We start from the raw sequence: 26,492 nt of genomic DNA on the forward strand, positions 1-26,492 counted from the left end.
AGTCGCTTCGGAATATCCCCACCTCTACTGGAATAGGGAAGCATGCGCTGCTGGGCTTTTTTCTTCGTTGGCCTCGTCTCGGCCACGCTGATGGCGCCGGCGGCGTCGGCCGATTTGCTCGGCATCGACGTCTCGAAGTGGCAGGCTTCGGTCAATTGGAATGCGATGGCCAATGCGGGCGTCGACTTCGGATTCGCACGGGCGACTATCGGGACCAACGATAACGACGAGTACTTCGCGCAGAACATGAACGGCGCCCGAGCGGCCGGGATCCCAATTGGGCCCTACCACTACGCCCACCCCGAATCGTTCATGAACCCGCTCTCCGCCCCGGTGAAGCAGGACGCTGTCAACGAGGCGAATGACTTCGTCGATCGGATCAAGCCGTACTACGACAACTACCCGGGAAGCTATCTGCGGCCCGTCCTGGATGTCGAGGAGCTGCCGTCCAACACCGAAGTCAACACGACGGCGGAACAACGGACCTATCTCTCCGCCTGGATCAAGGACTTCAACAACGTGGTCCAAGACCGGCTGGGGGTCGATGTCATCCTCTACAGCAACGGCTACTACGCCAGCACGTTCTACACGCCCGACCTCGCGGCGTTCGACCTCTGGTTCGCCAAGCCGACCGGCAGCCCGAACTCGTCCCCCCCGACTTCCAGCAATATGGGCATCTGGAACGACTGGGTTTTCTGGCAGTACAGCTGGACGGGCAACGTCGGCGGGGAGAACCCCCTCGACCTCAACACTTTCCGCGGCACGGAGGCCGACCTCAACGCCTACCTAGTCGGCTACGAAGAGCCGGTGACCGGCGACTACAACGGCGACGGGGTCGTCAACGCGGCCGACTACACGGTGTGGCGGGACACCTACCTGGCTTTCGGCGCCTGGCCGGCCGATGGCAACAGCAACGGCGTCGTCGACCTGGGCGACTACGACCTGTGGGCCGCCGACTACGGCAAGCAGGTCGCCACGGCCGTCGGCGTGCCCGAGCCGCTCTCCCTTATGCTACTGACGGTGGGACTCGCCACCGCGGCGTCGCACCGCCGCTAGGCAGCACGCGGCGACGATCGCGGCGCCAGCCGGTTCGGGGACCGCGACGCTCATCGTCGTGGCGCCGTAGTTCGCCGCCCAGAGGTCGTAGTCCTCGGGCCCGACCGTGCCGTTACCGTCGCCATCGGCGGCGGTCTCGGTGGTCGACCCCTCGTTGTCACGCCAGACCGTGTAGTCGGCCGCGTTGACGACCCCGTCGCCGTTGTAGTCGCCATCGAGCGGGTCGCCCGTCGCGAACACGCTCAGCAGAACCTCATTGGCCGTGTAGTCGATCGCCCAGTCGAGCCCCGCCGGGAGTGTCGGCAGCGGCGCGCTGACGCCGGAGAACTCGCCGCCGACGCCCCCCCCGGCCAGCAGAATCGCGAACACGTCACCGTCGCTCGGCACGAAGCCGTCCGTCAGCGTGACGCCATACTGGCCGTCGAGCAGAGCGGCGCCAGTGACGATGAGCGAATCGACCGTGTTGACGCCGCCGATCGTAATCTCGAAAGCGCCCTCGGAGGTCTGCTCGTAGATTTCAAGGAAGGCGGCGCCATCAACGTGCAGCGTCCCCGCGTTGACGACCGGTACACTGACCGCGGCGCCGGTCTCGAGGGTCGTCACTCCGCCCGCGAGCAGCGTGACCGAGCCGTTCCCACCGAACTCGGCGCCCTGCCGGATGGCGACCACGCCGCCGAGGGCGAGCTGGGCGTCCTCGTCAGCGAGGTGCACCTCGGCGCTCGGGAAGAAAGTGGCGTCGCCGAGGATCTGCCCCTCGCCGGCGACGTTCACGGTCCCGCGGACGATGGTTTCGCCGTCGAAGAACGTCGCGCCGCTTTGGATGCCCGACGTGGCGAGCGTCGCGGGGGCGCCCGGCGCGCCGTTTAGGTTGAGCGTCGCCGGCCCTCCCAACGTCCAGCCAAAGCGGAAGTCGGCCTGGTGATTGGCGCCGATCGTCGCCTCGCCGCCGAAGTTGTCCGCCAGGCGGACGTCGATTCGCAGGTCGCCATCAAGGGCTTCCAGGCGCCCCGTTTCAGTCGAGCCATCGAGATCGAAGCTCGTTCCGGGCCCGCCCATGACGAGAGGTGAGGCGCCATTAGCTCGCACGAGGCCGTTGTTGACGAAGCCGACCGCGTCGACAAGCCCGGCGCCCTGGATAGTCCCGTCGTTGATCGCTTCGCCCGCGAAGGAAAGCACCGAACCGCTAGCGAGCGTGATGGGTCCCGTGAGTGGCGCCGATTTCACACCGATCGAAAGCGTCGTGTTCGCTTCGAGCTCAATGGCGCCGGTCCCGCCGTCACCCGTTAGGTTGACCACCGCGCCGGGATCGGTCGATTCGATCAGGAACGTAAAGACCTCCTCAACCGGGGCGCCCGCGGGCCGCGCGACGCGGAGTGTGCCGTTGTTGTTGAGCTGGGTCGCTTCGTTCCCCTCCAGGTCGTCATCGAAGCGGAAAACGCCGCCCCCCGTCGCTACGAGGGTCGTCCCTGCATCGAGCGTGACCACGCCGATGCTTCCCGTTCCCGGCGTGGCGGTGGCGAGCCGCGCGAGGGCGTTCTCTAACTCCAGAGTCGCGCCGGCGATGAGCGTGACGGAGGCCGCGTCGAGCGACGGCGCCAACTCCGGCGTTTCGAACCGGCGGAGGATTAGGCCCGACCCTTCGCCACTCGCCAGCACCCCCTCGCTGAGGATGAGCCGACCGGACCCGGTGTCGACCACCGCCCCCGCGGTGAGCTCGACGCCGGCGGCGGTCGTCTCGTCGGCGAGCGTGACCGTCGCCCCGACCCCTTCGGGCAGGTCGCCGATGGCGGCCGACTGATTGGCGGCGGGCAGGGCGTCGTCGGTCCAATTGTCGGCGTCTTGCCAGCTACCGCTGCCGGCCCCGCCGTCCCATGACACATCCGCGGCGGGCGCATGATTGGTGGCGAGGACCCCGACGAAAAAGAAAATCGCCTGAAGAATACGCATCGGACCGGCCGCCGTGATGACAAGGTTGTGAAACAAGTAGGAGAAGTGAAATTACCGCCTCGGTCCGATTAGGTCAAAGAAAAGAGCCGCTCGGCGGGCGGTCGTGCTGTCGAATACTTGCGTGAGGAGGGGACGCGACAACTACGCCCCCGCTGAATCGGGAATCGGTTCCTGGACGTGACCCGCCACGAAGCGGCGCCGCCCGATTCGCCTTGTGATTGCCGCGACGGGTATAGTACAGGCGGCCGTCATCGTCGCCTAAAACCCGGAGGGCGTTCCGTGCCCGACTCGCTTCGAACCATTCGCTGGATAGCAGTATTGCTTTCATCGCTGGCCGCCAACCCGTCGCCGACCGTGGCGCAACCCTTTGGGCTACCGAATCTTAACTTTGAAGCTGCCGTCGAAGTGGCCGTCGACGAACCAATGCAAAAACTGCTAGGCCGCATGCATGATGCGTGTAACGACGCCAAGACCCTCTCGGCTGACTTGGTGTACACGGTCAGTTCGGTGAAGCGTCAGCAGCTGGTGACGGCGAACGTGAAGCTGATGAAGCCGAACTTCGCCAAAGTCGAATACACCTACATCGCCGAGCCGGCGTTCCCGAGCTTGCTCGGTTGCGATGGGGACCGCGTCTGCTTGTTCACGCCGAGCAGTTTTCGAGCCGACCGGACCTTCGAGCCCGGCCCCTTCGATCCGTTGCTTGGAGCGCAGCAAGCGAGCGCTCTGGCGAAAGGGGGCGGGAGTTTTTCGTTCGCGCCCGCCGACGGCGAAGCCAGCAACGTGCGTCTCTGGGACGCGGCGCCACTCCAGGCGTTCTTCAACCCCGACTGGGCGGCTCGGCAGCTCTACGCGAGCGACTTCTCAGAATTCAATCTCGAGAGTCCCCAAACGATCGACGGCGTACGGTACGACGTGCTCTACCACCGCTTCCAGCAAGGCAATATCGCGGGGGGCGCCAGCTCGAACTTCAATCAACGACTCTACGTGGCGCCCGACGGCCTGATCCATCAGTACGTCCTGGAGTTCCAATCGGCCGACGCCAAAGGCGTCCAGGTGGCGCGACTTAAGAACGTGGAAACAAACGAGCCGATGGACGCGGAGGACTTCCGTCTGATAATTGACCAATCGGAAGATGTCGAGATCCCCGCGGAAGAGCCGGCGGACGAAGAAAAGTAAGGCGCCGACTCTCCACTTGAACGAGAAAAAGCCCCGGCCTTACGACCGGGGCTTTCTCATTTATCGCGAATTAACTGGGCCGGGGCTCAATCGATTTCTGGGCCGAGGGCTCAGTCGACTTCCTTTTCCTTGATCCAGCTCATCATCTTGCGGAGCTTTTTGCCGACCTCTTCGACGCCGTGCAGCCGCTCGCGGCGACGCGTCGCCTTGAAGCTCGGGGCGCCCGCCTTGTTCTCGAGCATCCAGTCGCGGGCGAAGCGGCCCGACTGGATGTCGTCGAGCACGCGCTTCATCTCGGCCTTGGTCTCGGCGGTGATGATCCGCGGGCCGGTCTTGTAGTCGCCGTACTCGGCCGTGTTGCTCACGCTGTAGCGCATGTAGCTGAGGCCGCCCTGGTAGAAGAGGTCGACGATCAGCTTCACCTCGTGCATGCACTCGAAGTAAGCCATCTCGGGCTGGTAGCCCGCCTCGACGAGGGTCTCGAAGCCGGCCTTGATCAGCTCGCTGAGGCCGCCGCAGAGGACGGCTTGCTCGCCGAACAGGTCGGTCTCGGTCTCTTCAGCAAACGTGGTGCGGATGACGCCGCCACGGGTGCCGCCGACGCCCTTGGCGTAGGCCATGCCGACCTTGAAGACGTCGGACGACTCGTCCGACATCTCGTCATCGGCGCCGGTCGTGCCCGCCTTGCGGGTGGCGATCAGGCAGGGGACGCCGCCGCCCGCCTCGAACTCGCTGCGGACCAGGTGGCCCGGGCCCTTGGGGGCGACGAGCAGCAGGTCGGTCCCCTTCGGCGGCTCGATCAGGCCGAAGTGGATGTTGAAGCCGTGCGAACACATCAGCACGGCGCCCTTCTTCAGGTTCGGGGCGATGTCGGCCTTGTAGACGTCGGCCTGGATCTCGTCCGGCAGCAACAGGTTGACGACATCGGCCTGCTTGGCGGCTTCGGCGGCCGAGACCGGCTCGAAGCCGTGCTCCTTGGCCAGGTCGTAGTTGGCGCCGCCGGGACGCTGGCCGACCACCACGTTAACGCCGCTGTCGCGGAGGTTCTGGGCGTGGGCGTGGCCCTGCGAGCCGTAGCCGATGATGGCGACCGTCTTACCCTTGAGGGCGGCGAGGTCGGCGTCGGCGTCGTAGTAGATTTTGGCGGCCATGAGGTGGCGTTTTGCTGCGGACGCCGCAACGAAGGCGGGGCGTCCTAGTGTTCAGAAGTGGGAAGTGGGAAGTCGGAAGTTGGAGAGGGGATTCGAGAACTTTCCCACTTCCGACTTCCCACTTCCGCCTTGGTGCTAGTTAGGCGTCACCGTCGGACCCGGGTTCGCCAACGATCGGCCTGTTCACGCTGCGGATCATCGCGATGCGGCCGGTGCGGCAGAGCTCGATGATGCCGAAGGGGCGCATCATGTCGATGAAGGCTTCGATCTTCTTCTCCTGGCCGGAGAGCTCGATCATCATCTCGTCGGGAGAGACGTCGACGATGCGACCGCGGAAGATGCGGCTCAGCTCGCGGATCTCGGGGCGGTCCGCCTTATCGGCCTGGACCTTGATGAGCATCAGGTCGCGTTCGACGTGGTCCTTGCTGCTGACATCGTCGACGCGGACCACCGTAACGATCTTTTCGAGCTGCTTGCGGACCTGCTCGAGGATGTTGTCGTCGCCGACCACGACGAAGGTCATCCGGGAGAGCTCGGGCGACTCGGTCTCGCCGACGGCGAGGCTGTGGATGTTGTAGGCCCGCGACGCCAGCATGCCGGCGACGTGCGCGAGCACACCGGGAACGTTCTGGACGAGAGCCGAGAGGACGTGACGCATTCGCCTGGCGGGGGTCGCTGAAGGGGGGCGGGGAGTCGCTCGGAGGCGCCGTGACGGCAGCCGCCGTCGGGCGACGCCGAGCCACGAATCGTAATCGGGGGGAGGGGCTATCGCAACCAGCCGCCCCCCTGCCGCATTGACCCGGGGGGGCCGGGCCGGTACGCTGGCCAGACTCGCGACCCTCGAACGGCCCGAAGGGTTCGCGCAGGTCCCCCTCAAGGGGCCTCACGCATCCGGCCGAAACGACCCAACGCAGGCCCGCGACGGCGTCCCGAAGACGTCCGCCCCGGCTCAGCGGGCAAAACCCGACCCTCAACAAGGTCGTCGCCCGCTGAGGACCCGCCCGTGTGCCCCCTGGAGAGAAATCCGTGTCGCTAGTTAACGAGTTGGTGGAAGCAGGCGTTCACTTCGGTCACCGCGCCAGCCGGTGGAACCCGAAAATGCGGCCGTATATTTACGCCCGCCGCAACCTGATCCACATCATCGACGTCCGCGAGACCATCCGTGGTCTGCTGCGGGCCAAGAAGTACCTGGCCGACGTCTCGGGCCGGGGAAGCCTCATCCTGTTTGTCGGCACCAAGCGCCAGGCGTCCGAGTCGATCGCCCGCGAGGCGGCCCGTTGCGGCATGCCGTGGGTCTCGGAGCGTTGGCTCGGCGGCACGCTGACCAACTTCCGCACGATCCGCGACCGGCTCGGCCGGCTCGAGGAGCTCGAAGCGATCCGCAACAGCGAAGCGATCCACTCGTACTCCAAGAAGATGCAGTCCACGCTCACCCGTGAGTACCGCAAGATCTACCGCAACCTCAACGGCATGCGGACGATGACGCGGCTGCCGGAGTGCTTGGTGGTCGTCGACCCCAAGAAAGAGAAGAACGCCGTCAAGGAAGCCCGCGCCTTGGGCATCGCTGTGGTGTCGCTGATCGACACCGACTGCGACCCCGACACGGTCGACCTGCCGATCCCCGGCAACGACGACAGCATGCGCTCGATCGAGGTGATCACCCGTCTGATCGCCGACGCGGTCGCCGCCGGCAAGTCGCAGGCCGCGATCCAGCAGCAGATGACCAACGAGGGCGCCGCCAAGCAGGCCGCCCAGAAGGCCGAGGCCGCCGCGATTGAAGCCAAGGCCGCGGCCGACGAGCCCGCCACGGCGAGCTGAAGGCCGAGTGAATTGCGGATTGTCGAGTCGGGATAGCGGATTCCTACTTAGGGACCGTCCCCCCACTCGCAATCCGCTATCCCAAATCCGCAATAGCTTTGCCGCATCGCATCCGTTGCCGAGCGCGGCACAACCCACCAAGAGACCCATGGCCGAAATCACAGCCGCGATGGTGAAGGAGCTGCGCGACGAGACGCAGCTCCCGATGATGGACTGCAAGAAGGCGCTCGCCGAGGCGGGCGGCGACAAGGAAGCCGCGAAGCAAGCCCTCCGTGAGAAGGGCATCAAGCTCATGGGCGCCCGCGCCGACCGGGCGACCGAGGAAGGCCGCGTCGCGGTGTTCTCGGGCGTCGATCAGCCGGCCGGCGCCATCATTGAGCTCCAGGTCGAGTCGGCGCCCGTCGCCGGCAACGAAGAGGTCATCGCCCTGGCGAACGACCTCGCGAAGCAGCTCGCCCTCGGACCCGGCGCCAAGACGCCCGACGAACTGTGGGACCAGACCTCCCCCAGCCAATCTGGCAAGACGCTCCGCGCCATCAAGGACGATCTTGAGAACCGCATCCGCGAGGTCTTCAAGCTGGCCCGCATCGAGCGGATCGAAGGCCCGACCGGCGGCTACGTCCACTTCGACGGCAAGACCGGCGTCCTGCTGGCGGTCACCGGCGGCAACGACGGCCTCGCCAAGGACGTCAGCATGCACGTCGCCGCGATGCAGCCCTCGGCCACGACGATCGACGACCTCGACCCGGTGGAGGTCTCCAAGGAGCGCGACATCCTGATCGAGGCCGCCAAGCAAGAGGGCAAGCCCGAGAACATCATCGAAAAGATGGTCGAAGGCCGCATGCGGAACTTCTACGCCGAGAAGGTCCTCGCCGAGCAGCCCTTCGTGAAGGACGACAAGCAGACCGTCGGCAAGGTCGCCAAGGCGGGCGGCATGGAACTCCGCGGCTTCTCGCTGTGGAAGGTCGGCCAGACCAGCGGCGCCACCGCCGCCTAATCGGCGCGGTGAATAGCGAACGACTCGAACGCCCCGGAGCAGCCGCTCCGGGGCGTTTTCTCATTTCTGTAGGAGGCGTCTCCGACGCCGATTTCGGCATCTAAACCGATGCGGCCGTGAGCACGTCATCGGCGTCGGCGACGCCTCCTACATCAGCGGACATCATCGGCGGCTTGGCGGCGCCTTTCTGAGCGGGCTAGACTTCTAGCATCCCGCCGCCCCTCGGATCGCCCCGATATGCCTAGCTCTTCGTCGACGTCGCCCTACAGCCGGATCATCCTCAAGCTATCGGGCGAGAGCTTTGCGCCCACCGGCGAGCGGGGCATCAGCATGCCCGAGGTCGTGCACATCGCGAAGCAGACGGTCCGGGCCGCCCAGCAGGGGGTCGAGATCGGCATCGTCATCGGCGGCGGCAACATCCTCCGCGGCGCCCAATTCACCGCCGGCGCCAGCAGCATCCAAGAGGCCACCGGCCACTACATGGGGATGCTCGCCACTGTGATCAACGGCCTCGCCCTGCAAGACGCGCTCGAGTCGCTCGGCGCCCAGACGCGGCTGATGAGCGCCATCAAGATGGACGGCGTCGCCGAGCCCTTCATCCGCCGCCGGGCGAAGCGCCACCTCGAGAAGGGCCGCATCGTGATCTTCGCGGCCGGCACCGGGGCGCCGTTCGTCACCACCGACACCGCCGCCGCGCAGAAGGCCCTCGAGCTCGAGTGCGACATCCTCATGAAGGCGACCCGCGTCGATGGCGTCTACAACGACGACCCCGAGAAGAACCCCCACGCGGTGCTGTACGACCACCTCACCTACAACCAGGTGCGCGAAAAGAACCTCCGGGTGATGGACTCCACCGCGATCGCCCACTGCATGGAGCACAACCTGCCGATCCTGGTCTTTAATTACCGCAACGATGGCAACATCGAGCGCGCCGTCCGCGGCGAGACAATTGGCACCCGCGTCACCAGCGCCGCGCCGGCGCCTGCGTAGTGGTGAGGTTAGGAAAGGAGATAAGGGGATGTTGGTGATAGGGGGGATCGTGGCCGCCGCGGGCAATGCCTCTCGTAGGAAATCTGGTCTGCAATTCGAGTCGGTCTCGATCTGACAATTTTTGATTTGTTGATGGAACCATCCCGAGTTGCTCGGCCCCGTTAGAAAGCCATCCCCATTATCCCCCCACATCCCCCTATCTCCTTTTCTAAAGCCGACCGCGAGCTAAGGCCCCCTCAGCCCCTAGCCCCTAATCCCTAGCCCCTTTCCGAAGCCATGTCCGTTGAAGAGATCTTGCTCGACGCCGAAGAGCGCATGGACAAAGCCGTTGACAAGCTCAAGGGCGACCTTACCGGCATCCGCACCGGCCGCGCCAACCCCGGCATGGTCGACTCGCTGCGGGTCGACGCCTACGGGTCGCCGACGCCGCTCAAGCAGCTCGGCAGCGTCAGCGCGCCCGAGCCACAGCAGCTGGTGATCCGGCCGTTCGACCCGTCGGTCATCAAGGACATCGAGAAGGCGATCATCGCGTCGGACCTCGGCCTCGCGCCGCAGTCGGACGGCAAGGTCGTGCGGCTCAACATCCCGGCCCTGTCGGGCGACGTCCGCAAGAAGATGGTCGCCCGCACGAAGGACCTCACCGAAGAGACCAAGGTCGCGATCCGCAACGTCCGCCGCGACGCGAACAAGAGTCTCGACCAAATGGAGAAGGACAAGGAGCTCAGCGAGGACGAGCTGAAGACCTACAAAAACGACGTCCAGGAGCTGACCGACAAGCACGAGAAAGCCGCCGACGAGCTGGCGAAGTCAAAGACGGCTGAGGTGATGGAGCAGTAAGATCATCGAACCAAACCAGCACGCCTGAGCCGTGGGCGCCAGCCCTCGGTGGGAACTAGGTACCCGCTTCACTCCGAGGGCTAGCGCCCACGGCTCAGGCGTAAACTGTTGGCCAGCGTGTACTAACGCAAATTAATAGCGAAAGGATTGCTCGTGGGTGAGCTGACTTGGCACGAAGCGATCCAGCACGTGCTCGCCGAGAATGGCGAGCCGATGCACTACCAAGATATAACGGATCGCATTATCGATCTCGACTTGCGTAGCAATTACGGCGCTACGCCAAGACGAACGGTAAACTCCCACCTGAGCATGGCCATAAAGCGAGACCCGGCCACCTCGCCTTACGAAAAAGTTTCGAAAGCAACCTTTGCACTCCGTACCTTACCCTCTCCCTCAACAAGTCTTGAGCAGCCATCCAGTCGGCTTTCAATCGATGGAGAAGTAGATAGCGGCGTCGAAGATACGGATCTCGAGGAGGTCGGCCTCATCCAAGCCTTCGGCATGTACTGGCAACGCGACGCGGTTCATTGGCGGAATAATCCGCCGATCCTCGGGCGGCAGCAGATCGGCGCCGAGACGGTCGATTTCTCCAAGCAGCTCGGCGTTTACCTCCTGCACGACGGCCGCGAAGTGACCTATGTCGGTCGCTCGATCGACCGGCCGATGGGACAGCGGCTGTACGAGCACACCAAGGACCGACTCCAAGCCCGTTGGAATCGTTTTTCGTGGTTCGGCCTGCTCCGCGTTACGGAAGACGGTCAACTGCTGGAGACGCAAGCGACGCTTTCGATTGAACTCGTTGCCGTGACGCTCGAAGCGGTGCTGATCGAAGGCCTCGAGCCGCGGCAAAACCGCCGTCGTGGGGATGGCTTCAACGCCACGGAATACCTCCAAGCCGAGGACCCCGAGATTCAACGACGGCAAACCCACCAACTCCTTGATTCACTGAAATCGAAGCTCTAGGTCGTGTCGATCCAATTCCATCGTGGCCACATCCCGTCAGGATCGCGTCGGCCTTTCGGGAGTCGGCTGCTTGCCAAACCCCTCGACGGCGATGTTACGCAATGCCCTGCTAACGGTTGCCCTGTTGATGATCGCCGCGCCGGCGCTAGCCGGGCAGGTCTATGTCCTTGAGCTGGAAGGGGGCGAGCCCCGTCAGCTGACGACCGACGAGGGCCTCGATTGCGGGTCGCCGGTTTGGTCGCGTGACGGCAAGCGGATCGCCTTTGACGCGTGGCCCGCCGATCAGCAGCTCACCGAGTCGGCTGTTCACGTCATCTCGGCCGAAGGGGGCCCCGTCACGCGGCTCGGGCCTGGGGCGGTGGCGAGCTGGTCGCCCGATGACTCGCTTCTCTTGTGCCACAGCTTTGTCCCCGACCAATGGATCGTGGTGATGGCGGCCGACGGTTCGGGCGCCGAGGTTCTGCTAGAGAACGCGTTCAGCCCGCGGTGGCTGTCGGACGGAGATTCGTTCGCCGCCATGATGATGTCCGGCCTGGTGCGATTCGACCTCGCGACCGGCGAGACCACGTTGCTCGCCAAAATCCCTTGGTCTCAACCCGGCTTTAGTTACTCGGCGACCACCGACCGGTTTCTCGTTGTCGAACGCCGGAACTGGACGCTCTCGGTCGTTGAGCGGCAAGGGGACTCGGATCGTTGGGGAGTCCGCCGACGGTGGCCCAAGACCCCCGTTGCTGCCGCTGGGTGGCTGGGCCGCCAAGCCGGGCGTATCGGCCAGACGAGTTGGGCGCCCGATGGTAAACGCGCCGTGGTCGCAATCGGCGAGGTCGACAGCGACTGCAGTCTCTTCCTGATCGACGCGGACACCCAAGAAGCGCCGAAGCCTGTGCCGGGCGTTCCCGAGGACTGGATCAGCTGCAACCCCAACTGGTCTCCCGACGGCAAGCGGATCGCGTTTGTGCGACTCATGCCCAAACGACAGCGTCTCAACGACAGGAGCAAGCCGTGAGGCGTTGGCTGTTGCCGCGGTTCCGTCTCCGCTCGCTGCTGGTGCTGACGGCTGTCATCAGTGTCGTGCTCGCCGGCTGGGAAGCGCTGGTCCGCCCCTATCGCGATCAGGCTGCGGCGGTGGCCCAACTACGGAAGGAGGGCGCGACCGTCGGGCTCGAGCGGGCCACGCTGTCGGGTTGGCGGCGGGACGTGGTGCGTTGGGTTGTCGGCCCCGAAGCGCTCGTCGAGGCGATCTCGGTTGAACTGTGCGACGTCGCTCTTCCCGAGGATTTCTCCGAACGGATTTCGTCGCTGCCGTTCTTGGTGGACGTGAAGCTCGACCGCACCGACCTCGACGACAGCGACGCGAAAGCGCTCGCAAAAAAGTCTCGCCTAAGACGGCTGTCGATTCGCTACACGCGGGTGACCGACGCAGGTATCGCCGGCTCGGTGTCTCAGCTACCGGCGCTGGAGGAGCTTCGGCTGACGGGGCTGAGTGGCGTTACCGACGCGGGGCTCGCCACGATCGCGGAGCTGCCCGCCTTGCGGGAGGTCTACCTCCGCTGGACCGGCGCCACGACCGACGGGATTGAGGCGTTCCGAGCAAGCGTCCCCGGTCGGGTGGTGCACACCCAGCTGGGCGGCTAGCGGTGCCGGCGCCGCGTCGCGGATTTCTCTTCTCCTGTTTGGCGGGTCCTGTTAATCTCCCGGCCCCGCAAACCCGCGGCCCGCGCCCAACGAGCGCCGGCGCCGCAACCCTTCCAGTCAGGACGACGGAGAAACGCTATGGCCCGCAAGGACGCGGCTCGCCCGAACGCTCGCAAAACCCCGACGCCTCAACCCGCCCAGCGCCGCTGGGCGCTCGCCGTGGCGGTGGCCATCGTGATTGGCGCCAGCCTGTTGGCGCGTGGCGTCATGGGCCCCGGCGCCGCCGAGGCCCGCTCGCCCCGCGCCGAAGCGACCCAAGCCAGCCATCAGGCGCCCACCGTGGCCGCCAACCTGCCCGCCGGCGGCCCGCCCCACGACGTGATGGCGATCGTTAACGGCAAGGACATCAGCCGCCAGGCGCTCGTCCAGGCGTGCGTCGAACGGCACGGCGAAGACGTGCTGGAGAGCCTCGTCAACAAGCGTCTGATCGAGCACCACTGCCACAAACGGGGCGTCTCGGTCACGACGGCCGAGGTCGACGCCGAGGTCGAGCGGATGGCCAAGCGATTCAAGCTGGGCCGCGAGCAGTGGCTCGAGCTCTTGCAGAACCAGCGCGGCGTCGACGAGGCCGAGTACAAGCGCGACATCCTCTGGCCGACGCTGGCGCTGCGGAAGCTCGCCGCCGACCAGGTGCAGCCCACCGACAAGGAATTGAAGGAGGCTTACGAGACGCAGTTTGGCCCGGCGGTCCGCGTCCGGCTGATCGTCGTCACCGACGCCGAGGTCGCCGCCAAGGTCCAGCGCGAGGCGGCCGCCCGCCCGGCCGAATTCGCCCGACTGGCGATGGCCCACTCGCAAGACATCAACTCCGCGAGCATCGGCGGCTTGATCCAGCCGATCCGCCCGCACGCCGGCGACCCGGTGGTCGAGCGCGCCGCGTTCACCCTCGAGCCGGGCCAGGTCTCGTCCGTCATCAAGGCGGGTGAGCAGTTCGTCATTCTCAAGTGCGAAGGCCGCTTGGACCCCCGTCCGGTCCCGATGGCCGACGTGAAGGCCGAGCTGACCGAGACCATCGTCGAGCAAAAACTCCGCGGCGTCGCGAACGATTTGTTCGCCAAGCTGCAGAGCGCGGCGGTCATTCAGAACGTCTACAACGACCCCAAGCTGCGCGACACCATGCCGGGCGTCGTCGCCACGGTGAACGGCGACGCCGTCACGATGGCCGACCTCGGCCGCGAGTGCCTGGTCCGTCACGGCGAAGAGGTCCTTGAGGTCGAGATCTCGCACCTCTTGCTCCGTCAGGCGCTCGAAGGGTCGCAAGTGACCGTTTCGCAGAGCGACCTCGAGAACGAGATGCGCCACGCCGCCGAGTTGGCGGGAGTCGTCGAAGCCAATGGGCAGGTCGACCTGAACCGCTGGGTGAAGATGGCGACCAAGGAACAGGACCTCAGCTATGAGCAGTACGTCCGCGACTCGGTCTGGCCGTCGGCCGCGCTGAAGAAGCTGACCAGCGGCCGGGTCGAGGTGACCACCGAGGACCTGGAGAAAGGCTTCGAGGCCAACTACGGCGAGAAGGTCCGCTGCCGGGCGATCGTCCTGGGCAACCTCCGCCGCGCCCAAGAGGTCTGGGACAAGTCACGCTCGAACCCGACGATGGAGTTCTTCGGCGACCTGGCCGAGGAGTACTCGATCGAGCCCTCCAGCCGCACCCTTCGCGGCGAGGTCCCGCCGGTCCGCAAGTACAGCGGCCAGCCCCAGCTCGAAGAGGCGGCGTTCGCCCTGGCGGACGGCCAACTCTCGGGCATCGTGCAGGTGGCCGACAAGTTCCTGATCCTCAAGTGCGAAGGCCGCGAGCCGGCGATGAACGTCACGATGGACGTCGTCCGCACCGAGCTGGAGAAGGACATCTACGAGAAGAAGCTCCGCCTGACGATGAGCGAGGAGTTCGAGCGTGTCCGCACCGCGGCGCGGATCGACAACTACCTCGCCGGCACGAGCCAGGCGCCCGCCAAGCGGTCGGGCGTCAAGCAGGCCGGGCGGGTGCAGGACAGCAAGGTCCAACCGACCTCGGCGACCCGCTGAGCCAGCATCGCGGCGTCAACCTAATGCAGAGGCCCGTCCGGACCGGGGTGGTCGGGCGGGCCTTTTGCGTTTGTGCGATCTTGCACGGCAAGATGCCAGGTGCGATCAGTCATTGGCACGTTGCGGCATGCGGAGAATCAGACTTCTAAGGGTGAAGCCGACCCAACTCCGACAGCTCCGCCCATGGCCGAGGTGAGCCGAGCCGACGCAAGTTGCGACCGCGGCGAAGCGGCTGAAGGTGGCCCACCCGCTGGCGCGAAGGCTAGGTCGTATTGAGATTTCCCTGGCGACGGAGTCGCGATAGGAACGTCAACACGACCTGATCGAAAAAAACAGCCGGTGGCTACGACAGCCAGTCGTGTACGACCCGGCCGTGGACGTCGGTGAGTCGGAAGTCACGGCCCTGGAACTTGTAAGTCAGGCGGGTGTGATCGACGCCCAGCAGGTGCATGATCGTCGCGTTGAGATCGTGCACCTCGGTCGGCTTCTCGGTGATGTTGTAGGAGAACTCGTCGGTCGCGCCGTAGGTTTGGCCGCCGCGAATTCCGCCGCCCGCCATCCAGAGACTGAAACAACGGGGGTGATGGTCGCGACCGTAGTTCGTTTCGGATAACTCGCCCTGGCAGTACACCGTCCGACCGAACTCTCCGCCCCAAACGATCAACGTGTCGTCCAACAAGCCGCGTTGCTTGAGGTCCAGCACCAACGCGGCGGAGGCCTGGTCGGTGTCCTTGCACTGTTTGCCCATGTGATCGGGCAGGTCGTTGTGTTGGTCCCAGCCCATGTGATAGAGCTGGATGAATCGCACGTCGCGTTCCGCCATCCTTCGCGCGAGGAGGCAGTTGCGGGCGTAGGTGCCCGGTCTGTGGACATCGGGGCCGTAGAGGTCGAGTACGTGCTCCGGCTCATCGGAGATGTCGGTCATGTCCGGGACCGACGTCTGCATCCGGAAGGCCATCTCATACTGCGAGACACGTGTCAGGATCTCTGGGTCACCGGCCTGTTGGTGCTTGACCCGGTTGAGCTGGCCCAGGTCATCTAACAGTTCGCGTCGCTCTGGCCGGCTGCAGCCGGCCGGGTTCGCCAGGTAGAGAACCGGGTCGGCGCCCGAGCGGAACTTCACGCCTTGGTGGGCGGAAGGCAAGAAGCCGCTCCCCCACAGCCGGTCGTACAGCGGCTGGCCCGCCGAGCGGCCGGTGCCTCGGGAGACCAACACCATGTACGACGGCAGGTCGTTGTTCAGGCTTCCCAGGCCGTACGCGACCCAAGCGCCCATACTCGGGCGGCCGGCGATCTGGGAACCGGTCTGGCAGAAGGTGATCGCCGGGTCGTGGTTGATCGCCTCGGTTTTCATCGACCGCACGATCAGCAATTCGTCCGCGACGCCGGCGGTGTGGGGGAACAATTCGCTGATCTCGGCTCCGCTGTCGCCGTGCCTGCCGAACTTGAAGACCGATGGCGCCATCGGGAAGCTGGCCTGACCGCTGGTCATGCCGGTCAGTCGCTGCCCATCGCGGACCGACTCAGGCAGCTCCTCGCCGGCCCTCTCCGCCAGCGCCGGCTTGTAGTCAAAACTCTCAAACTGCGACGGCGCTCCGGACTGGAATAGGTAGATCACACGCTTCGCGCGCGGCGGGTGATGCGGCAGCCCGGCCGGCGACGCCGAGGCCCGCGCCGACCCGGCTATCGACGCCAGCGCGGCCGACCCCAGCCCACCGATCGCGTTCTGGAGGAAGTGCCGGCGGTTCCAGCCCTGGGCTGCGCTGAGAGGCGTCTCGTGTGGCATCGAGGTCACTCCACCGTGATGGTTTCGTCGAGGTTCAGCAACAGGCTGCCGAGCGACATGTACGCGGCCAGTTCCGTCGGCGGCAGAGACGTCTCGGTCGGAGCCGCGCCGATCGCAAGTCTTTGCGTAGCCGCTGCGGGGTCGGCCTCGGCCCGCTGGCGGTACTTATCGAGAGCGGTGGTGAGGAGTTGGATCTCCTCTGCCGAAGGCGCCCGTGAGGTGGCCAAGCGGAATCCAAAGTGAAGCCGCGACGTGTCGGCGTCGCCGCCCTCACGGAGCATCCGTTCGCCCAGCTTGCGGGCCGCCTCGACGTAAGTAACGTCGTTGAGCAACGCCAGCGCCTGCAACGGCGTGTTGGTCGTCGAACGTTTGACAGTGCAGATCTCGAAGCTGGGCGCGTCGAAGGTCGCCATGGTCGGGTGGGGGACCGTCCGCTTGCGGTAGGTGTAGAGTGATCGGCGATAAAGGTCTTCGCCCACCGACGCCGGGTAAGCCCCCTGGCTGGCGCCGCCCGCCAGCTCTTCCCAGAGGCCCTCGGGCTGGTACGGGAAGACCGATGGACCGCCGATCCGCGGACTCAGGAGGTTGCTGACGGCCAGCGCGTTGTCGCGGACGAACTCGGCCGGCAGACGGCGACGCGGACCGCGGGCGAGCAATCGGTTCTCCGGGTCGTTGGCGTACGCTTCGGGGGCCGCCGCCGAAGCCTGCCGGTAAGTCTCGCTCGTGAGGATTAGCCGGATCACGTGCTGAAGGTCCCAGCCGGAGTCCATGAATTCCACCGCCAGCCAGTCCAAGAGGTCGGGGTGCGTCGGCGTATCACTCTGGACCCCAAAGTTCTCCTCGGACTTAACGATTCCGATCCCGAAGAAGCGGCCCCACATCCGGTTCACGATCACCCGCGCCGTGAGCGGGTTGTCACGCGAAACGATCCACTCGGCCAACGCCAGACGGTCACGCCGACGGGTCGGCAGCGAGTGAAGGAAGCGAGGCGTTGCCGGTGACACCGGCTGGTCCTTGTCGGGCTTGTCGTACTCGCCCCGCTTGAGGACGAAGGTAGGCCGTGGTTCCGGCAGTTCCTGCATCACCATGCAGGTCGGCACGCCGTCGCGGAAGGCTTGCATCTCACGCCGCGCGGCCTCGAGCTCCTGGTTCGCCGCGGCGTAGTGGCACGCCGGTCCATCTGGCGCGAGCGCCACGTACTGGGCCAATTGCTCCGGACCGACGCCGCCTCTGGAAGTATCAGGGCGGCCCGAGACCTGGCCGCCGGCGTACGGTGAGGTCAGCAGGTCGCGTGAAATCCGGGCACGGATTTCTTCGTCGGACAAAGCGCGATGGAAGATCCGCAAACGGGCCACGCTCCCCTGGAAGCCTCCGCCGCTCGATCGGCGTCCGACGCGAAAAGGCTGATCGGTTTGCAGAGATCCAGTCAGGCAGTCCTTGTCGATATCGAACTCCTGCTTGTCCAATCCAAAGCAGATCGTCACGCCGGCCGCCTTGCCTGACCCGTCGTACGAGACCGTGACAGGGGTCCATCGCCCGGCGGGCAGGGACTCCTTGGTGACGACTTTCACGGCGTCGTCGGGCCACCGCCCGATCAAGTGAACCATGAGCTTGCCGTCCTCTCCGAAGAGCCAATCGATCCCTCGGTAGTCGTTGGCGTCGTGCATCTTCGAGAGGACCGCCCCCCCGCCGCGGCGCTGGACCCACGCCAGGACGGTCATCGGCCGGTCGCGCTCGGGCTCGAAAAGGCCCTCGTATTCCAACCACTGCGAGCCGTCGAACGACGCGGTCGCGCCGAGGAACGAGTCATCGAGCTTCGGCGGCTTGCTCTGGGGGCCGGGCTCGACCACCCACTCGCCGTTCGCGACCCCCGCGTAAGTATCGCGATCGAGCCGCACCGCTGAGACCGCGGGCGGCGTCTCGGGGGGCGTGGTGTTCGCGTACCAGGCGGCCGCGTCGGACTCGACCTGGGAACGCATCTCCTCCAGTCGGCCGGAGAGATCGTCGATCCATGCGTCCAAGCGTTTGAACTCGGTCCGTTCGGATTCGCTAGGGCACTCAATCGAGGGGCCGACATTGCCACGGGTTTCGTTGTAGACCCCCATTTCATCGACGCTGCTGAAGAAGGCGAAGAACTCAAAGAACTCCTTCTGCGTGATGGGGTCGAACTTATGGTCGTGGCACCGGGCGCAGCCCATCGTGAGGCCGAGGAAAACGGCGGACGTGGTCTCGACCCGGTCCACGACGTTCTCGACCAGCCACTCTTCCGGGATCGATCCCGCCTCGGTGACGGTCCGGTTGTTGCGATTGAAGGCAGTCGCCAGCCGCTGTTCGTGGGTCGGGTCCGGCAGCAGGTCGCCGGCCAGCTGCTCGATCGCAAACTGGTCGAAGCGTTGGTTGGCGTTGAACGCGTCGATTACCCAATCACGCCAAGGCCACATCGTCCGCTTAAAATCGTTCTGGTAGCCGTTGGTGTCTGCATAGCGGGCGCCGTCGAGCCAAGCGACCGCCATCCGCTCGCCGTAGCGGGGCGAGGCGAGCAGGCGATCGATCACCCGGTTCCACGCGCCGGGGGCGTCATCGGCGAGGAACGCGTCGAGCTCTTCTAGCGTCGGCGGCAGGCCATGAAGGTCAAGCGTGACCCGGCGGAGGAGGTTCTCCTTGGACGCCCGTGGGGCCGGCGTAAGGCCCGCTCGGGCCAAGCGGTGGCGGACGAAAGCATCGATCGCGTTCATGCCCGCCTCGGCCGGCGGGGTCACCTTCACGGGCCGTGCGAAGGCCCAGTGGGGCGACCAGTCGGCGCCGGCCTCGGCCCAAGCACGGATCGTTTCACGCTCGGCGTCGCTGAATGGCTTGTGCGCTTCCGGCGGGGGCATGACCTCGTATGGGTCGTCCGACAGGATCCGCCGCCACGCCTCGCTGGCCTGGAGATCGCCGCCGGCGAACGCGTCGCGGACGCCCTCCTCGGTGTCCAGCCGCAGCTCCGTCGGCCGGATCGCCTCGTCCGGCCCGTGGCAGTGGAAGCACTTGTTCGACAGGATCGGCTGGACTTTGTGGGCAAAGTCACGGACCGAGTCGGCGGCAGCCGCTTCCACCGCGATGGCGATAAACGCAAGCCGTACCACGGAGCGAATCCCTTCGCCTAGACGACTCCCGCTACGAGGCGTCCTCGTCAAACCGGTATGCAGACGTTTCATCGATCGCTGAAACTCGATAAGCAGGAGGATGGACACGGAGTGGATAATCCGAATTCAACGGCCAAAGCGATACTGGTCGGCAATTCAGCCGTCAATTGCTGCCGAATCCCTTGATCGCCAGCATAACGTCCCAGCCATCCGGCACATAATCCGCACCAGGATAACCCGCGTCATCCTGGCGTGTGGCACTGAAGAGCGGTGCTTGTCACTATCCTTACGCAGCACGGCGTGCCGAAGACCCGCGGCGGTTGCACCCACTTCGCTGAGTTAGAGCTCCGGCTAAGTCACGACGGTCGACATTGCCTCGGCGAGATCCGCGAGGGCGATGCGAACCGATACGCTCATCCGAACGATTGTCGGGGGGTGCAGCACAAGAGGCAGTCGGCCCGCTTGACCTCTTGTTGCTTTGATGCTTGGCTCGACCCGCACTGGGCTAGGAGCCGTAAGCGTCAGCGCCCGGAGCTGATGCGGGTACACGGCGCCACTCCGGGCGCTGACGCTTACGGCTCCCAATCACTTGCGTTGGTCGCTCTATACATCAGACGACGCGACTCAGCGGATCTCGCTCTGGGGACCGAGGTCCCCCTCCACCTGCCGGCGACGGGCGCGGCCTTGCATCTCGATCGCGATGTCGCGTTGGTCGGTCGTCAGCAAACGGTGGTCGAGCGCGGCGAGCGTGTCGATCGCCAGTTGGGGCTGGTCCACTTTCTTGACCGCGACCTGGGCGAGCGTCAGCCGGAGGTTGTTGACGCGTTGCTGGAGCTGCTCGACAAGGTCCACCAGGAGGGGCGTCGCCTCGGTGTAGCGCTTCTCAGCGCGGAGGTAGTCGACGATCGGCTGCAGCCGCGGCGGGTCGAGCCGCCAGCCCTCGCCGACGGCGGTCATCTGGCGGTGCAGCGTCAGAGCCGGGTCGATGGCGCCCAGTTCGAGGTAGCGATCCAGCTGCCGCCGCGCCTCGGTGATCCGCCGACGGCGGCCCTCGGCAAGCGATTCGGCCGGTGGGGACGGGGAGCCGTTCGCGGCGGCCGGAGGGCCGGCTGCGGCCGGTGGGGGCGGGGTCGGATCGTTCACGGTTATCGGTCGCGTGCTGGAACAGGAAGATTCGGGGCGTAGGAGCCGCGCCGCACGGTTCACCAGCCTCCATCGTCTAATTCGACCACACCCTCCGCTTGCATTGCACGGGCACGGGCCAAAATCCGCCGGGCGGCCGCCCGCTGCTTGTCCGTGAGGGCCTTGGCGTTGACGGCGGAGAGCAATTCGAGGGCCCGGCCGGGTCGGTCGAGCTTCGCCACACAGACGTGGGCCAGCTTAACGCGGAGCCCGTCCGCCGCCTGTGGCGCCAAGTCGATCAGGTCGGCTAGGAGCGGGGCGACGTCGCTCCAGCGCTCTTCGGCCTGGAGGCCGTTGACCAATTGCTGCAACACCGTGGTCTCTAGCTGTAAGCCTCCCCCCACGCCACGCATCTTGCCGTAGAGCGTTGCCGCGGCGCCCGGATTGCCGGCCTGGAGATAGGCGGTGACCTGCTCCGCAGCGCCGGTGAGCGTTTGCGCTTCGCGCTCGGCGAGCCGCGTCGCCTGCCGGGTTTCGGCCTGGAGATTGGCGGCGGGCTTCTTCTTAGGCTTCTTATTGCCGCAGTAGCGGGTGAAGAGGTCCCAGCCCTCGCAGTCGACCACCTTGCGTTTGAGCAGCAGGATGCCGATCGGGGCCCCAATCGCGGCCCCAAGCAGGTGGAGCACCCCGCTGGTGAGCCCGAGGCCGAAGACGCCGCCCCAGACAATCGCCAGGGCTAGGTCGAGGGCGACATACAAAACGGCGACGACGAGGATCGGGATCTCGACCGTCATCGGCGTAAAGGCGAGCCAGATAAAGAAGCTGATCGAGTTCTCCGGCGCCCAAATCGCGGCCATCGCCATCAGACCGTAAATGGCCGACGAGGCGCCGAGCGAGCCGCCATCGCTGACGCCGAGCATCAGGACCTGTTCGACCGCTGACTCGCCGGTGGCGATCGCCAGATAGACCGCCAAAAACCGGGCCGGGCCGAGCTTGCCTTCGACCACGAGCCCGAAAACCCACAGGAAAATCATGTTCCCCAGCAGGTGCCCGAAGCCGGCGTGGAGGAACGGCGAGAGGATCCACTCCTCGGGGTGCAGGCCCTGGCCGTACTGCAGGACCCAGGGGGAGCCGGTCAGGGGGTCCATCGGCAGGACGCCACTCCCCACGCCGACCAGCGCCAGCGTGTTGACAACGATCAGGCCGACCGTCGCCACGGGCCAGTGGTAGACGGGGGCGTCGGTCGCGTAGGGGAGGAACAAGACGGGCTCCCAAGGGTTTTTGGCCTTCGGCCAGGCTCGCCGCCGGCTGGGCTCAGCCCCGGCCGCCCGACCGAGTATATTCTGGGAAGCCGCCCGCCGCGCGAACCGCCCCGGGCCGGCCCGACTCCCTTTCGGGAAGCTCCCTTTTTTCTCCCCCTCGCCCGCCGCTCCGCGATGCCCAGCGACGATACCAACAACCCGCCGTTCGAGATCCGTGTCGCCGACCGGGTGACCCGGCTGCCGCCGTACCTGTTCGGCCGCATCAACAAGATGATCTACGACAAGCGCGTCGGCGGCGACGACGTGATCGAGCTCGGGATGGGCAACCCGAGCGACCCGCCTGAGAAGGAAGTGATCGAGAAGCTGGTCGAGGCCGCCCGCGACGAGCGTAACCACCGCTACAGCAAGAACATCGGCATCGCCAACCTGCGCCGCGAGGTCGCCAGCAAGTACTTCAAGCGGTTCGGCGTCCGGCTCGACCCCGATGACGAGGTGATCACCTGCTTGGGGTCCAAAGAGGGCTTTAGCCACATGTGCCTGGCCATGATGGGCCCCGGCGACACGGCCCTCGTGCCAACGCCCTACTTCCCGGTGCACGTGTACGCGGTGGCCCTCGCCAGCGGCAACGTGATCCAGCTGCCGGTGACCGACTCCGACAAGTTCCTCGCCGCGATCGCCCACACCTGCGAGACGCTCTACCCGCGGCCCAAGCTGTTGCTGCTCTGCTACCCGCACAACCCGTCGAGCGTGACGGTTGAGCAGCCGTTCTTCGACGAGGTGGTGAAGCTCGCCAAGAAATACAACCTGATGGTGATCAGCGACTTCGCCTACGCGGATGTCGCCTACGACGGCTACAAGCCGCCGAGCTTCCTGGCGTCGCCCGGCGCCATCGACGTGGGGGTCGAGTTCACCACCATGTCGAAGGGCTACAACATGGCGGGCTGGCGGGTTGGGTTCTGCGCCGGCAACCGCGAGATGATCAACGCCCTGGCGACCATCAAGGGCTACTACGACTACGGCATGTTCCAGGCGATCCAGATCGCCGCGATCGTCGCGCTCCGCGACACGCAGGCGGCGGTCGAGAAGCAGTCGCTCATCTACCAAGGCCGGCGCGACGCGCTGTGTGACGGCCTCGTGCGGCTCGGCTGGGCCGACGCGCGGCCCAAAGCGGGCATGTTCGTCTGGCAGCCGATCCCCGAGCCGTGGCGGAGCCGGATGAGCACGATGGACTTCGCCATGCTGCTCTTGGACAAGGGGAACGTCGCGGTGAGCCCCGGCAGCGGCTTCGGCCCGGCCGGCGAAGGCTACCTACGGATGAGCCTCGTCGAGAACGAGGAACGCCTCCGCCAAGCGGTCCGCCAGATCAAGGCGTGTCTCAAAGAGGCCGAGGCGGAGTATAGTGGAAAACAGCCGGAGACGGCCGCAGCGACTTGACTCCCAGGCGTCGCGCCGTCGCCTGGCTGCCCGAAGATCACACCCCAGGAAACCCGCATGGCCCGCATTGTTGAGGTAAAGCCCGTCGGCGGGACTCGGCTCGGGCTGCGTTTTGCGGATGGTGTTGTTGGCGAAGTCGATCTTCACCGGCTCGTCGGGAAAGGGGTCTTCGCTCCGATGGCGGACCCGTCACGATTCGCCGAAGTTAAGATTGGTGAAGACGGCGAGCTCCGTTGGGACGACACGATCGACCTCTGCCCCGACGCGCTCTATATGGAAGTCACCGGCAAGTCGATGCAAGAAGCATTCGCCGACACCGCTTCGAAAAACGCCGATGCCTGTCATTAGCCGCTTCTACGGCATCGCCGTGAAGATGTACTACAACGACCACGCGCCACCGCACTTTCACGCGACCTATTCAGGCAATGAGGCGGTGATCGAAATCGAAACCTCCGCGTTACTCCGAGGAGGCTTACCGAACCGTGCGTTAGACCTCATTGTTGAATGGGTCGAATTACACCGGGACGAGCTTCGCGCGAACTGGGACCGGGCGCGTCACGCCGAGTCGCTCGATGCAATTGACCCGCTGCCGTAACGGAGAGGCGATGCTCGAACCCATTTCCCTCGAACGGATGGTCCGCGCCGTGGAAAAAGTCCGGGACCGGCTCAAGCGGGCCGTCGCCGCCCTCGAAGCGGCGGGGGTCCCCTACGCCGTCGCCGGCGGCAACGCGGTCGCGGCATGGGTTTCGCGCGTCGATGAGGCGGCGGTCCGGAATACGCAGGACGTCGATATCCTCTTGCGGCGTGAGGACCTCGACGCCGCCAAGGCGGCGCTCGGCGCTGCGGGGTTCGTCTATCGGCACGTCAAAAGCATCGACATGTTCCTCGACGGCCCCGACGCCAAGGCTCGCGACGCCGTCCATGTCGTCTTCGCGGGCGAGCCCGTGAAAGCGGACAGCGTCGCCCCGTCACCCCGCGTTGACGAACACGACGCGACGGGCGATTTCCGAGTCGTCGGCCTCGAGCCGCTCGTGCGGATGAAGCTCACATCGTATCGGCGCAAGGACCAAGTTCACTTGCTCGACATGATTGAGGTTGGACTCATCGACGCGACCTGGCCCGGGCGATTCGAGCACCCGCTTGGCGAGCGCCTGCAATCGCTGTTGGACGACCCGGAGGGCTAAGCTCAGCGTCACCGGCAAGCCGACGGTGACGTGGCGGCAAGCCGATGGTGATGTGGCCGGCTACTTTGTCGGTTCGAGCCAGATCACGAATCCCGGCGCGGCCGCATTGGGATCGAAGTTCGGGATGTCGACATAGCGATCGTACGCTTTCCCCGTCGGGTTTGGCGGGACCGACGCGACGCGCCAACGCTGCAAGACAACGCGCTCGCCGGCGGGTAGAGAGTGATCGCTGTCCACGGTATGGCGTCCCCTGCTGACCCCTTCGTCAGGCAGTTCTAATGGCCAGCGATTCGAGAGGTTCCGCTCTTGAAACAACGACGGCCAAGGGTCCGACCCAAAAAAATGGCTGCACTCGGCGTGGCGAGTTGACGAAGCCTGCCAGTCTTCCACAACGACCGTCACCCCCCAACGGCCCGAATCGTCCCTCGCCGTATCGTACTGGTAGATCAGCTGGATTCGGCTGTCGCCGGGCTCGATTTTCTCACTGAAGATCGGTGTCGGCAGCCCCTTGCCCCGGGCGGGGATGACGCCGTCGGCAAAGTTCAGCAAGTAGGCGGACCCCTCAGGGACCCACACCCGCCACGCCCAGTAGCGGTTTTGCATCGCGGACGTTACGTCCGGGCGGACTTGGTCGGCATACAAGCGGGCCGAGTCGGTCACGGTGAACTCGCCCGCTTCGTCGCGTAGACGACGGTTCTCAAGGTGCGCTTGGCTCATCTCACGTCGGAATCTCTCGGCACGCCGGTGCGTATCCCAGAGGCCGAAACCCATCGCGACACACGTCGTGATAAGCAACAAGCTCAACAAGGTGATGCGGAATCGGCGTAGCCGAGCGAGAGGGGCCATCCGCCGAGTATAGCGACAACCGTTTGTCCCAAAGGCCGTCGTGATAAAACTTACCGTAGATGCCTCGTCAAGAATTCCGCAACCAGCTCCTTCCGCTCCGGCGTGTAGAACGCGTCGCCGCCGTGACCGGCGCCGGGGAGGACCACCAACTCAGCGTCGCGGCCCGCGTCGTGGTACGCCGCGAGCATCCGCTGCGATTGGTCGAGCAGGACGGTTCGGTCGTCCTCGCCGTGCAGCATCAGCAGGGGCGGGGCTTCGCCGGTGATATGGAAGGCGGGGCTCGCGCGGCGGGCGAGCTCGGGGTTCTCCTTCACCGCGGCGCCGAGCATCAGCCGCACCGAGCCCTTCGGGTGGTCGGTCTTGCCAGGTTGGTTTTCGGATCGCTGCAGGAAGTCGGACGCGCCGAAGTAGTCGACGACCGCTTGGACGGCCGAGCTCTCCTTCGGACAGTCGCCGACCTCGCCCTCGTAATCGGCGTTGTTCGAGGTGACCCCCATCATCAGCACCAGATAACCGCCCGCCGATGAACCGACGGCGCCGATCCGGGTGGCGTCGTACCCGTAGTCGTCGGCGTGCGCCCGCAGCCACCGAACCGCCGCCTTGCAGTCGTGGACCTGAGCGGGGAACGTCGCGATGTCCGACAGCCGGTAGCCGATGCTCGCCACAGCGAAGCCCTCATCGACGAGCCACTTCACCGCGCAGTTCTTGTAGCTTCCGACCTGCCAGCTCCCGCCGTGGACGAAGACCACCAGTGGCGGAGGCTCGACCGAGTCGGGAAGAAACAGGTTGAGCTTCAGGTCGTGTGAGTCGACGGTCGCGAAGGTGACGTCGCGGAGCGGCGCCTCGGCCGACAGTTCGCGCGGCTGAAGGGAAACCAAGGAAAAGCACAGAAGTAAGGCGGCGTTTTTCATGGACTCTATCGTAAGCCGCCCTTCCCCGCGAAAAGCGGCCGACCCGCGTCGGAGCGTCACGGGTTCGCGCAAAGCCGCGAGCCACTCGCCCAACCATCGCCGTCCGGCGACGTTCGCACAATTAGGCTCGGCTACACCTCCGCATTGGCACGGTGGTTGCACTCTCTCAA

General features: G+C 65.6%; 23 protein-coding genes and 1 pseudogene. 15 read left to right on the plus strand and 9 right to left on the minus strand.

The annotated features are described in order from the left end of the window. Positions 1-42 precede the first annotated feature (42 nt). A complete protein-coding gene (locus tag Pla108_RS07290) occupies positions 43-1,056 on the plus strand; it encodes a GH25 family lysozyme (protein WP_146444201.1) in 1,014 nt (337 codons plus the stop codon). Here Pla108_RS07290 and Pla108_RS07295 read toward each other — a convergent pair. Further along, entirely contained in the window at positions 1,012-3,003 is a 1,992-nt protein-coding gene (locus Pla108_RS07295; protein ID WP_146444202.1) for a hypothetical protein, read from the minus strand. The two genes, Pla108_RS07290 and Pla108_RS07295, sit on opposite strands and share 45 nt — an antisense overlap. Before the next feature lie 423 nt (positions 3,004-3,426). Between Pla108_RS07295 and Pla108_RS07300 the strand changes: the two genes are divergently transcribed. After that, a complete protein-coding gene (locus Pla108_RS07300; RefSeq protein ID WP_146444203.1) occupies positions 3,427-4,179 on the plus strand; it encodes a LolA family protein in 753 nt (250 codons plus the stop codon). A gap of 110 nt (positions 4,180-4,289) precedes the next feature. On the opposite strand, the gene ilvC is transcribed toward Pla108_RS07300, so the two are convergent. Together ilvC and ilvN are read right to left on the minus strand one after the other, a co-directional pair. After that, entirely contained in the window at positions 4,290-5,330 is a 1,041-nt protein-coding gene (ilvC, locus tag Pla108_RS07305) for a ketol-acid reductoisomerase (protein ID WP_146444204.1), read from the minus strand. 139 nt (positions 5,331-5,469) lie between these two features. Then, positions 5,470-5,988 (minus strand): acetolactate synthase small subunit, encoded by a 519-nt coding sequence (gene ilvN / locus Pla108_RS07310; RefSeq protein ID WP_146444205.1) that lies wholly within the window; start codon positions 5,986-5,988, stop codon positions 5,470-5,472. Positions 5,989-6,356: 368 nt separating this feature from the next. On the opposite strand from ilvN, the gene rpsB reads away from it, so the two are divergent. The 9 genes and pseudogenes from rpsB (at position 6,357) to Pla108_RS07350 (ending at position 14,652) form a co-directional block, all read left to right on the plus strand. Continuing rightward, complete coding sequence (rpsB, locus tag Pla108_RS07315) at positions 6,357-7,148, plus strand: 30S ribosomal protein S2 (protein ID WP_231934324.1); 792 nt, start codon at positions 6,357-6,359, stop codon at positions 7,146-7,148. 148 nt (positions 7,149-7,296) lie between these two features. Then, positions 7,297-8,145, plus strand: a complete 849-nt coding sequence (gene tsf / locus Pla108_RS07320; protein WP_146444206.1) for a translation elongation factor Ts — start codon at positions 7,297-7,299, stop codon at positions 8,143-8,145. Positions 8,146-8,382: 237 nt separating this feature from the next. Beyond that, on the plus strand, positions 8,383-9,135 hold the full coding sequence (pyrH, locus tag Pla108_RS07325) for a UMP kinase (protein WP_146444207.1): 753 nt from the start codon (positions 8,383-8,385) through the stop codon (positions 9,133-9,135). 276 nt (positions 9,136-9,411) lie between these two features. Further along, a complete protein-coding gene (gene frr / locus Pla108_RS07330; protein WP_146444208.1) occupies positions 9,412-9,972 on the plus strand; it encodes a ribosome recycling factor in 561 nt (186 codons plus the stop codon). A 153-nt stretch (positions 9,973-10,125) separates the two neighbouring features. After that, positions 10,126-10,344: pseudogene (locus tag Pla108_RS21605) on the plus strand (winged helix-turn-helix domain-containing protein); the annotation flags it as partial. A gap of 129 nt (positions 10,345-10,473) precedes the next feature. Continuing rightward, positions 10,474-10,935, plus strand: a complete 462-nt coding sequence (locus Pla108_RS21250) for a hypothetical protein (RefSeq protein WP_231934325.1) — start codon at positions 10,474-10,476, stop codon at positions 10,933-10,935. A gap of 91 nt (positions 10,936-11,026) precedes the next feature. After that, on the plus strand, positions 11,027-11,941 hold the full coding sequence (locus tag Pla108_RS07340) for a PD40 domain-containing protein (RefSeq protein ID WP_146444209.1): 915 nt from the start codon (positions 11,027-11,029) through the stop codon (positions 11,939-11,941). Continuing rightward, entirely contained in the window at positions 11,938-12,570 is a 633-nt protein-coding gene (locus Pla108_RS07345) for a hypothetical protein (protein WP_146444210.1), read from the plus strand. Before Pla108_RS07340 ends, Pla108_RS07345 begins: the two co-directional genes overlap by 4 nt. 138 nt (positions 12,571-12,708) lie before the next feature. Continuing rightward, positions 12,709-14,652: a peptidylprolyl isomerase gene (locus Pla108_RS07350; protein ID WP_146444211.1), complete on the plus strand. Its 1,944-nt coding sequence runs from the start codon at positions 12,709-12,711 to the stop codon at positions 14,650-14,652. Between the two features lie 343 nt (positions 14,653-14,995). On the opposite strand, the gene Pla108_RS07355 is transcribed toward Pla108_RS07350, so the two are convergent. The 4 genes from Pla108_RS07355 to Pla108_RS07370 all read right to left on the minus strand — a co-directional run bounded on the left by Pla108_RS07355 (position 14,996) and on the right by Pla108_RS07370 (position 21,947). Further along, positions 14,996-16,438 carry a DUF1501 domain-containing protein gene (locus Pla108_RS07355; RefSeq protein ID WP_146444212.1) on the minus strand — a complete coding sequence of 481 codons (1,443 nt, stop codon included), beginning with the start codon at positions 16,436-16,438 and terminating at the stop codon, positions 14,996-14,998. A 5-nt stretch (positions 16,439-16,443) separates the two neighbouring features. Beyond that, positions 16,444-19,563: a DUF1553 domain-containing protein gene (locus Pla108_RS07360; protein WP_197526322.1), complete on the minus strand. Its 3,120-nt coding sequence runs from the start codon at positions 19,561-19,563 to the stop codon at positions 16,444-16,446. A 624-nt stretch (positions 19,564-20,187) separates the two neighbouring features. Next, positions 20,188-20,706: a hypothetical protein gene (locus tag Pla108_RS07365; protein ID WP_146444214.1), complete on the minus strand. Its 519-nt coding sequence runs from the start codon at positions 20,704-20,706 to the stop codon at positions 20,188-20,190. Between the two features lie 59 nt (positions 20,707-20,765). Next, positions 20,766-21,947, minus strand: a complete 1,182-nt coding sequence (locus tag Pla108_RS07370; protein ID WP_146444215.1) for a rhomboid family intramembrane serine protease — start codon at positions 21,945-21,947, stop codon at positions 20,766-20,768. Between the two features lie 174 nt (positions 21,948-22,121). Between Pla108_RS07370 and Pla108_RS07375 the strand changes: the two genes are divergently transcribed. The 4 genes from Pla108_RS07375 to Pla108_RS07390 are packed head-to-tail and all read left to right on the plus strand — an operon-like array spanning position 22,122 to position 24,565. Next, the gene (locus tag Pla108_RS07375) at positions 22,122-23,381 is read left to right on the plus strand and encodes an aminotransferase class I/II-fold pyridoxal phosphate-dependent enzyme (protein WP_146444216.1); all 1,260 of its coding nucleotides are present in this window, start codon (positions 22,122-22,124) and stop codon (positions 23,379-23,381) included. A gap of 57 nt (positions 23,382-23,438) precedes the next feature. Then, on the plus strand, positions 23,439-23,729 hold the full coding sequence (locus Pla108_RS07380) for a DUF2442 domain-containing protein (RefSeq protein ID WP_146444217.1): 291 nt from the start codon (positions 23,439-23,441) through the stop codon (positions 23,727-23,729). Continuing rightward, positions 23,716-23,976 carry a DUF4160 domain-containing protein gene (locus Pla108_RS07385; protein WP_146444218.1) on the plus strand — a complete coding sequence of 87 codons (261 nt, stop codon included), beginning with the start codon at positions 23,716-23,718 and terminating at the stop codon, positions 23,974-23,976. Before Pla108_RS07380 ends, Pla108_RS07385 begins: the two co-directional genes overlap by 14 nt. Positions 23,977-23,986: 10 nt before the next feature. Next, positions 23,987-24,565 (plus strand): nucleotidyltransferase family protein, encoded by a 579-nt coding sequence (locus tag Pla108_RS07390; protein WP_146444219.1) that lies wholly within the window; start codon positions 23,987-23,989, stop codon positions 24,563-24,565. Positions 24,566-24,625: 60 nt separating this feature from the next. Here the strand turns inward: Pla108_RS07390 and Pla108_RS07395 are convergent, their stop codons facing one another. Together Pla108_RS07395 and Pla108_RS07400 are read right to left on the minus strand one after the other, a co-directional pair. Further along, on the minus strand, positions 24,626-25,282 hold the full coding sequence (locus Pla108_RS07395) for a hypothetical protein (protein WP_146444220.1): 657 nt from the start codon (positions 25,280-25,282) through the stop codon (positions 24,626-24,628). A gap of 179 nt (positions 25,283-25,461) precedes the next feature. Then, the gene (locus Pla108_RS07400) at positions 25,462-26,322 is read right to left on the minus strand and encodes an alpha/beta hydrolase (protein ID WP_146444221.1); all 861 of its coding nucleotides are present in this window, start codon (positions 26,320-26,322) and stop codon (positions 25,462-25,464) included. Positions 26,323-26,492: the final 170 nt, after the last annotated feature.

Source organism: Botrimarina colliarenosi (genome assembly GCF_007859955.1).
GTDB lineage: Bacteria > Planctomycetota > Planctomycetia > Pirellulales > Lacipirellulaceae > Botrimarina > Botrimarina colliarenosi.

Coding starts and splice junctions, on each gene's coding strand:
- Pla108_RS07380 (WP_146444217.1), top strand. CDS start 23,439: ATGGCCCGCATTGTTGAGGTAAAGCCCGTCGGCGGGACTCGGCTCGGG.
- ilvC (WP_146444204.1), bottom strand. CDS start 5,330: ATGGCCGCCAAAATCTACTACGACGCCGACGCCGACCTCGCCGCCCTC.
- pyrH (WP_146444207.1), top strand. CDS start 8,383: ATGCCTAGCTCTTCGTCGACGTCGCCCTACAGCCGGATCATCCTCAAG.
- Pla108_RS07295 (WP_146444202.1), bottom strand. CDS start 3,003: ATGCGTATTCTTCAGGCGATTTTCTTTTTCGTCGGGGTCCTCGCCACC.
- Pla108_RS07395 (WP_146444220.1), bottom strand. CDS start 25,282: ATGAGCCAAGCGCACCTTGAGAACCGTCGTCTACGCGACGAAGCGGGC.
- Pla108_RS07290 (WP_146444201.1), top strand. CDS start 43: ATGCGCTGCTGGGCTTTTTTCTTCGTTGGCCTCGTCTCGGCCACGCTG.
- Pla108_RS21250 (WP_231934325.1), top strand. CDS start 10,474: ATGTACTGGCAACGCGACGCGGTTCATTGGCGGAATAATCCGCCGATC.
- ilvN (WP_146444205.1), bottom strand. CDS start 5,988: ATGCGTCACGTCCTCTCGGCTCTCGTCCAGAACGTTCCCGGTGTGCTC.
- Pla108_RS07400 (WP_146444221.1), bottom strand. CDS start 26,322: ATGAAAAACGCCGCCTTACTTCTGTGCTTTTCCTTGGTTTCCCTTCAG.
- tsf (WP_146444206.1), top strand. CDS start 7,297: ATGGCCGAAATCACAGCCGCGATGGTGAAGGAGCTGCGCGACGAGACG.
- Pla108_RS07350 (WP_146444211.1), top strand. CDS start 12,709: ATGGCCCGCAAGGACGCGGCTCGCCCGAACGCTCGCAAAACCCCGACG.
- Pla108_RS07375 (WP_146444216.1), top strand. CDS start 22,122: ATGCCCAGCGACGATACCAACAACCCGCCGTTCGAGATCCGTGTCGCC.
- Pla108_RS07355 (WP_146444212.1), bottom strand. CDS start 16,438: ATGCCACACGAGACGCCTCTCAGCGCAGCCCAGGGCTGGAACCGCCGG.
- Pla108_RS07300 (WP_146444203.1), top strand. CDS start 3,427: ATGCAAAAACTGCTAGGCCGCATGCATGATGCGTGTAACGACGCCAAG.
- Pla108_RS07340 (WP_146444209.1), top strand. CDS start 11,027: ATGTTACGCAATGCCCTGCTAACGGTTGCCCTGTTGATGATCGCCGCG.
- frr (WP_146444208.1), top strand. CDS start 9,412: ATGTCCGTTGAAGAGATCTTGCTCGACGCCGAAGAGCGCATGGACAAA.
- Pla108_RS07385 (WP_146444218.1), top strand. CDS start 23,716: ATGCCTGTCATTAGCCGCTTCTACGGCATCGCCGTGAAGATGTACTAC.
- Pla108_RS07390 (WP_146444219.1), top strand. CDS start 23,987: ATGCTCGAACCCATTTCCCTCGAACGGATGGTCCGCGCCGTGGAAAAA.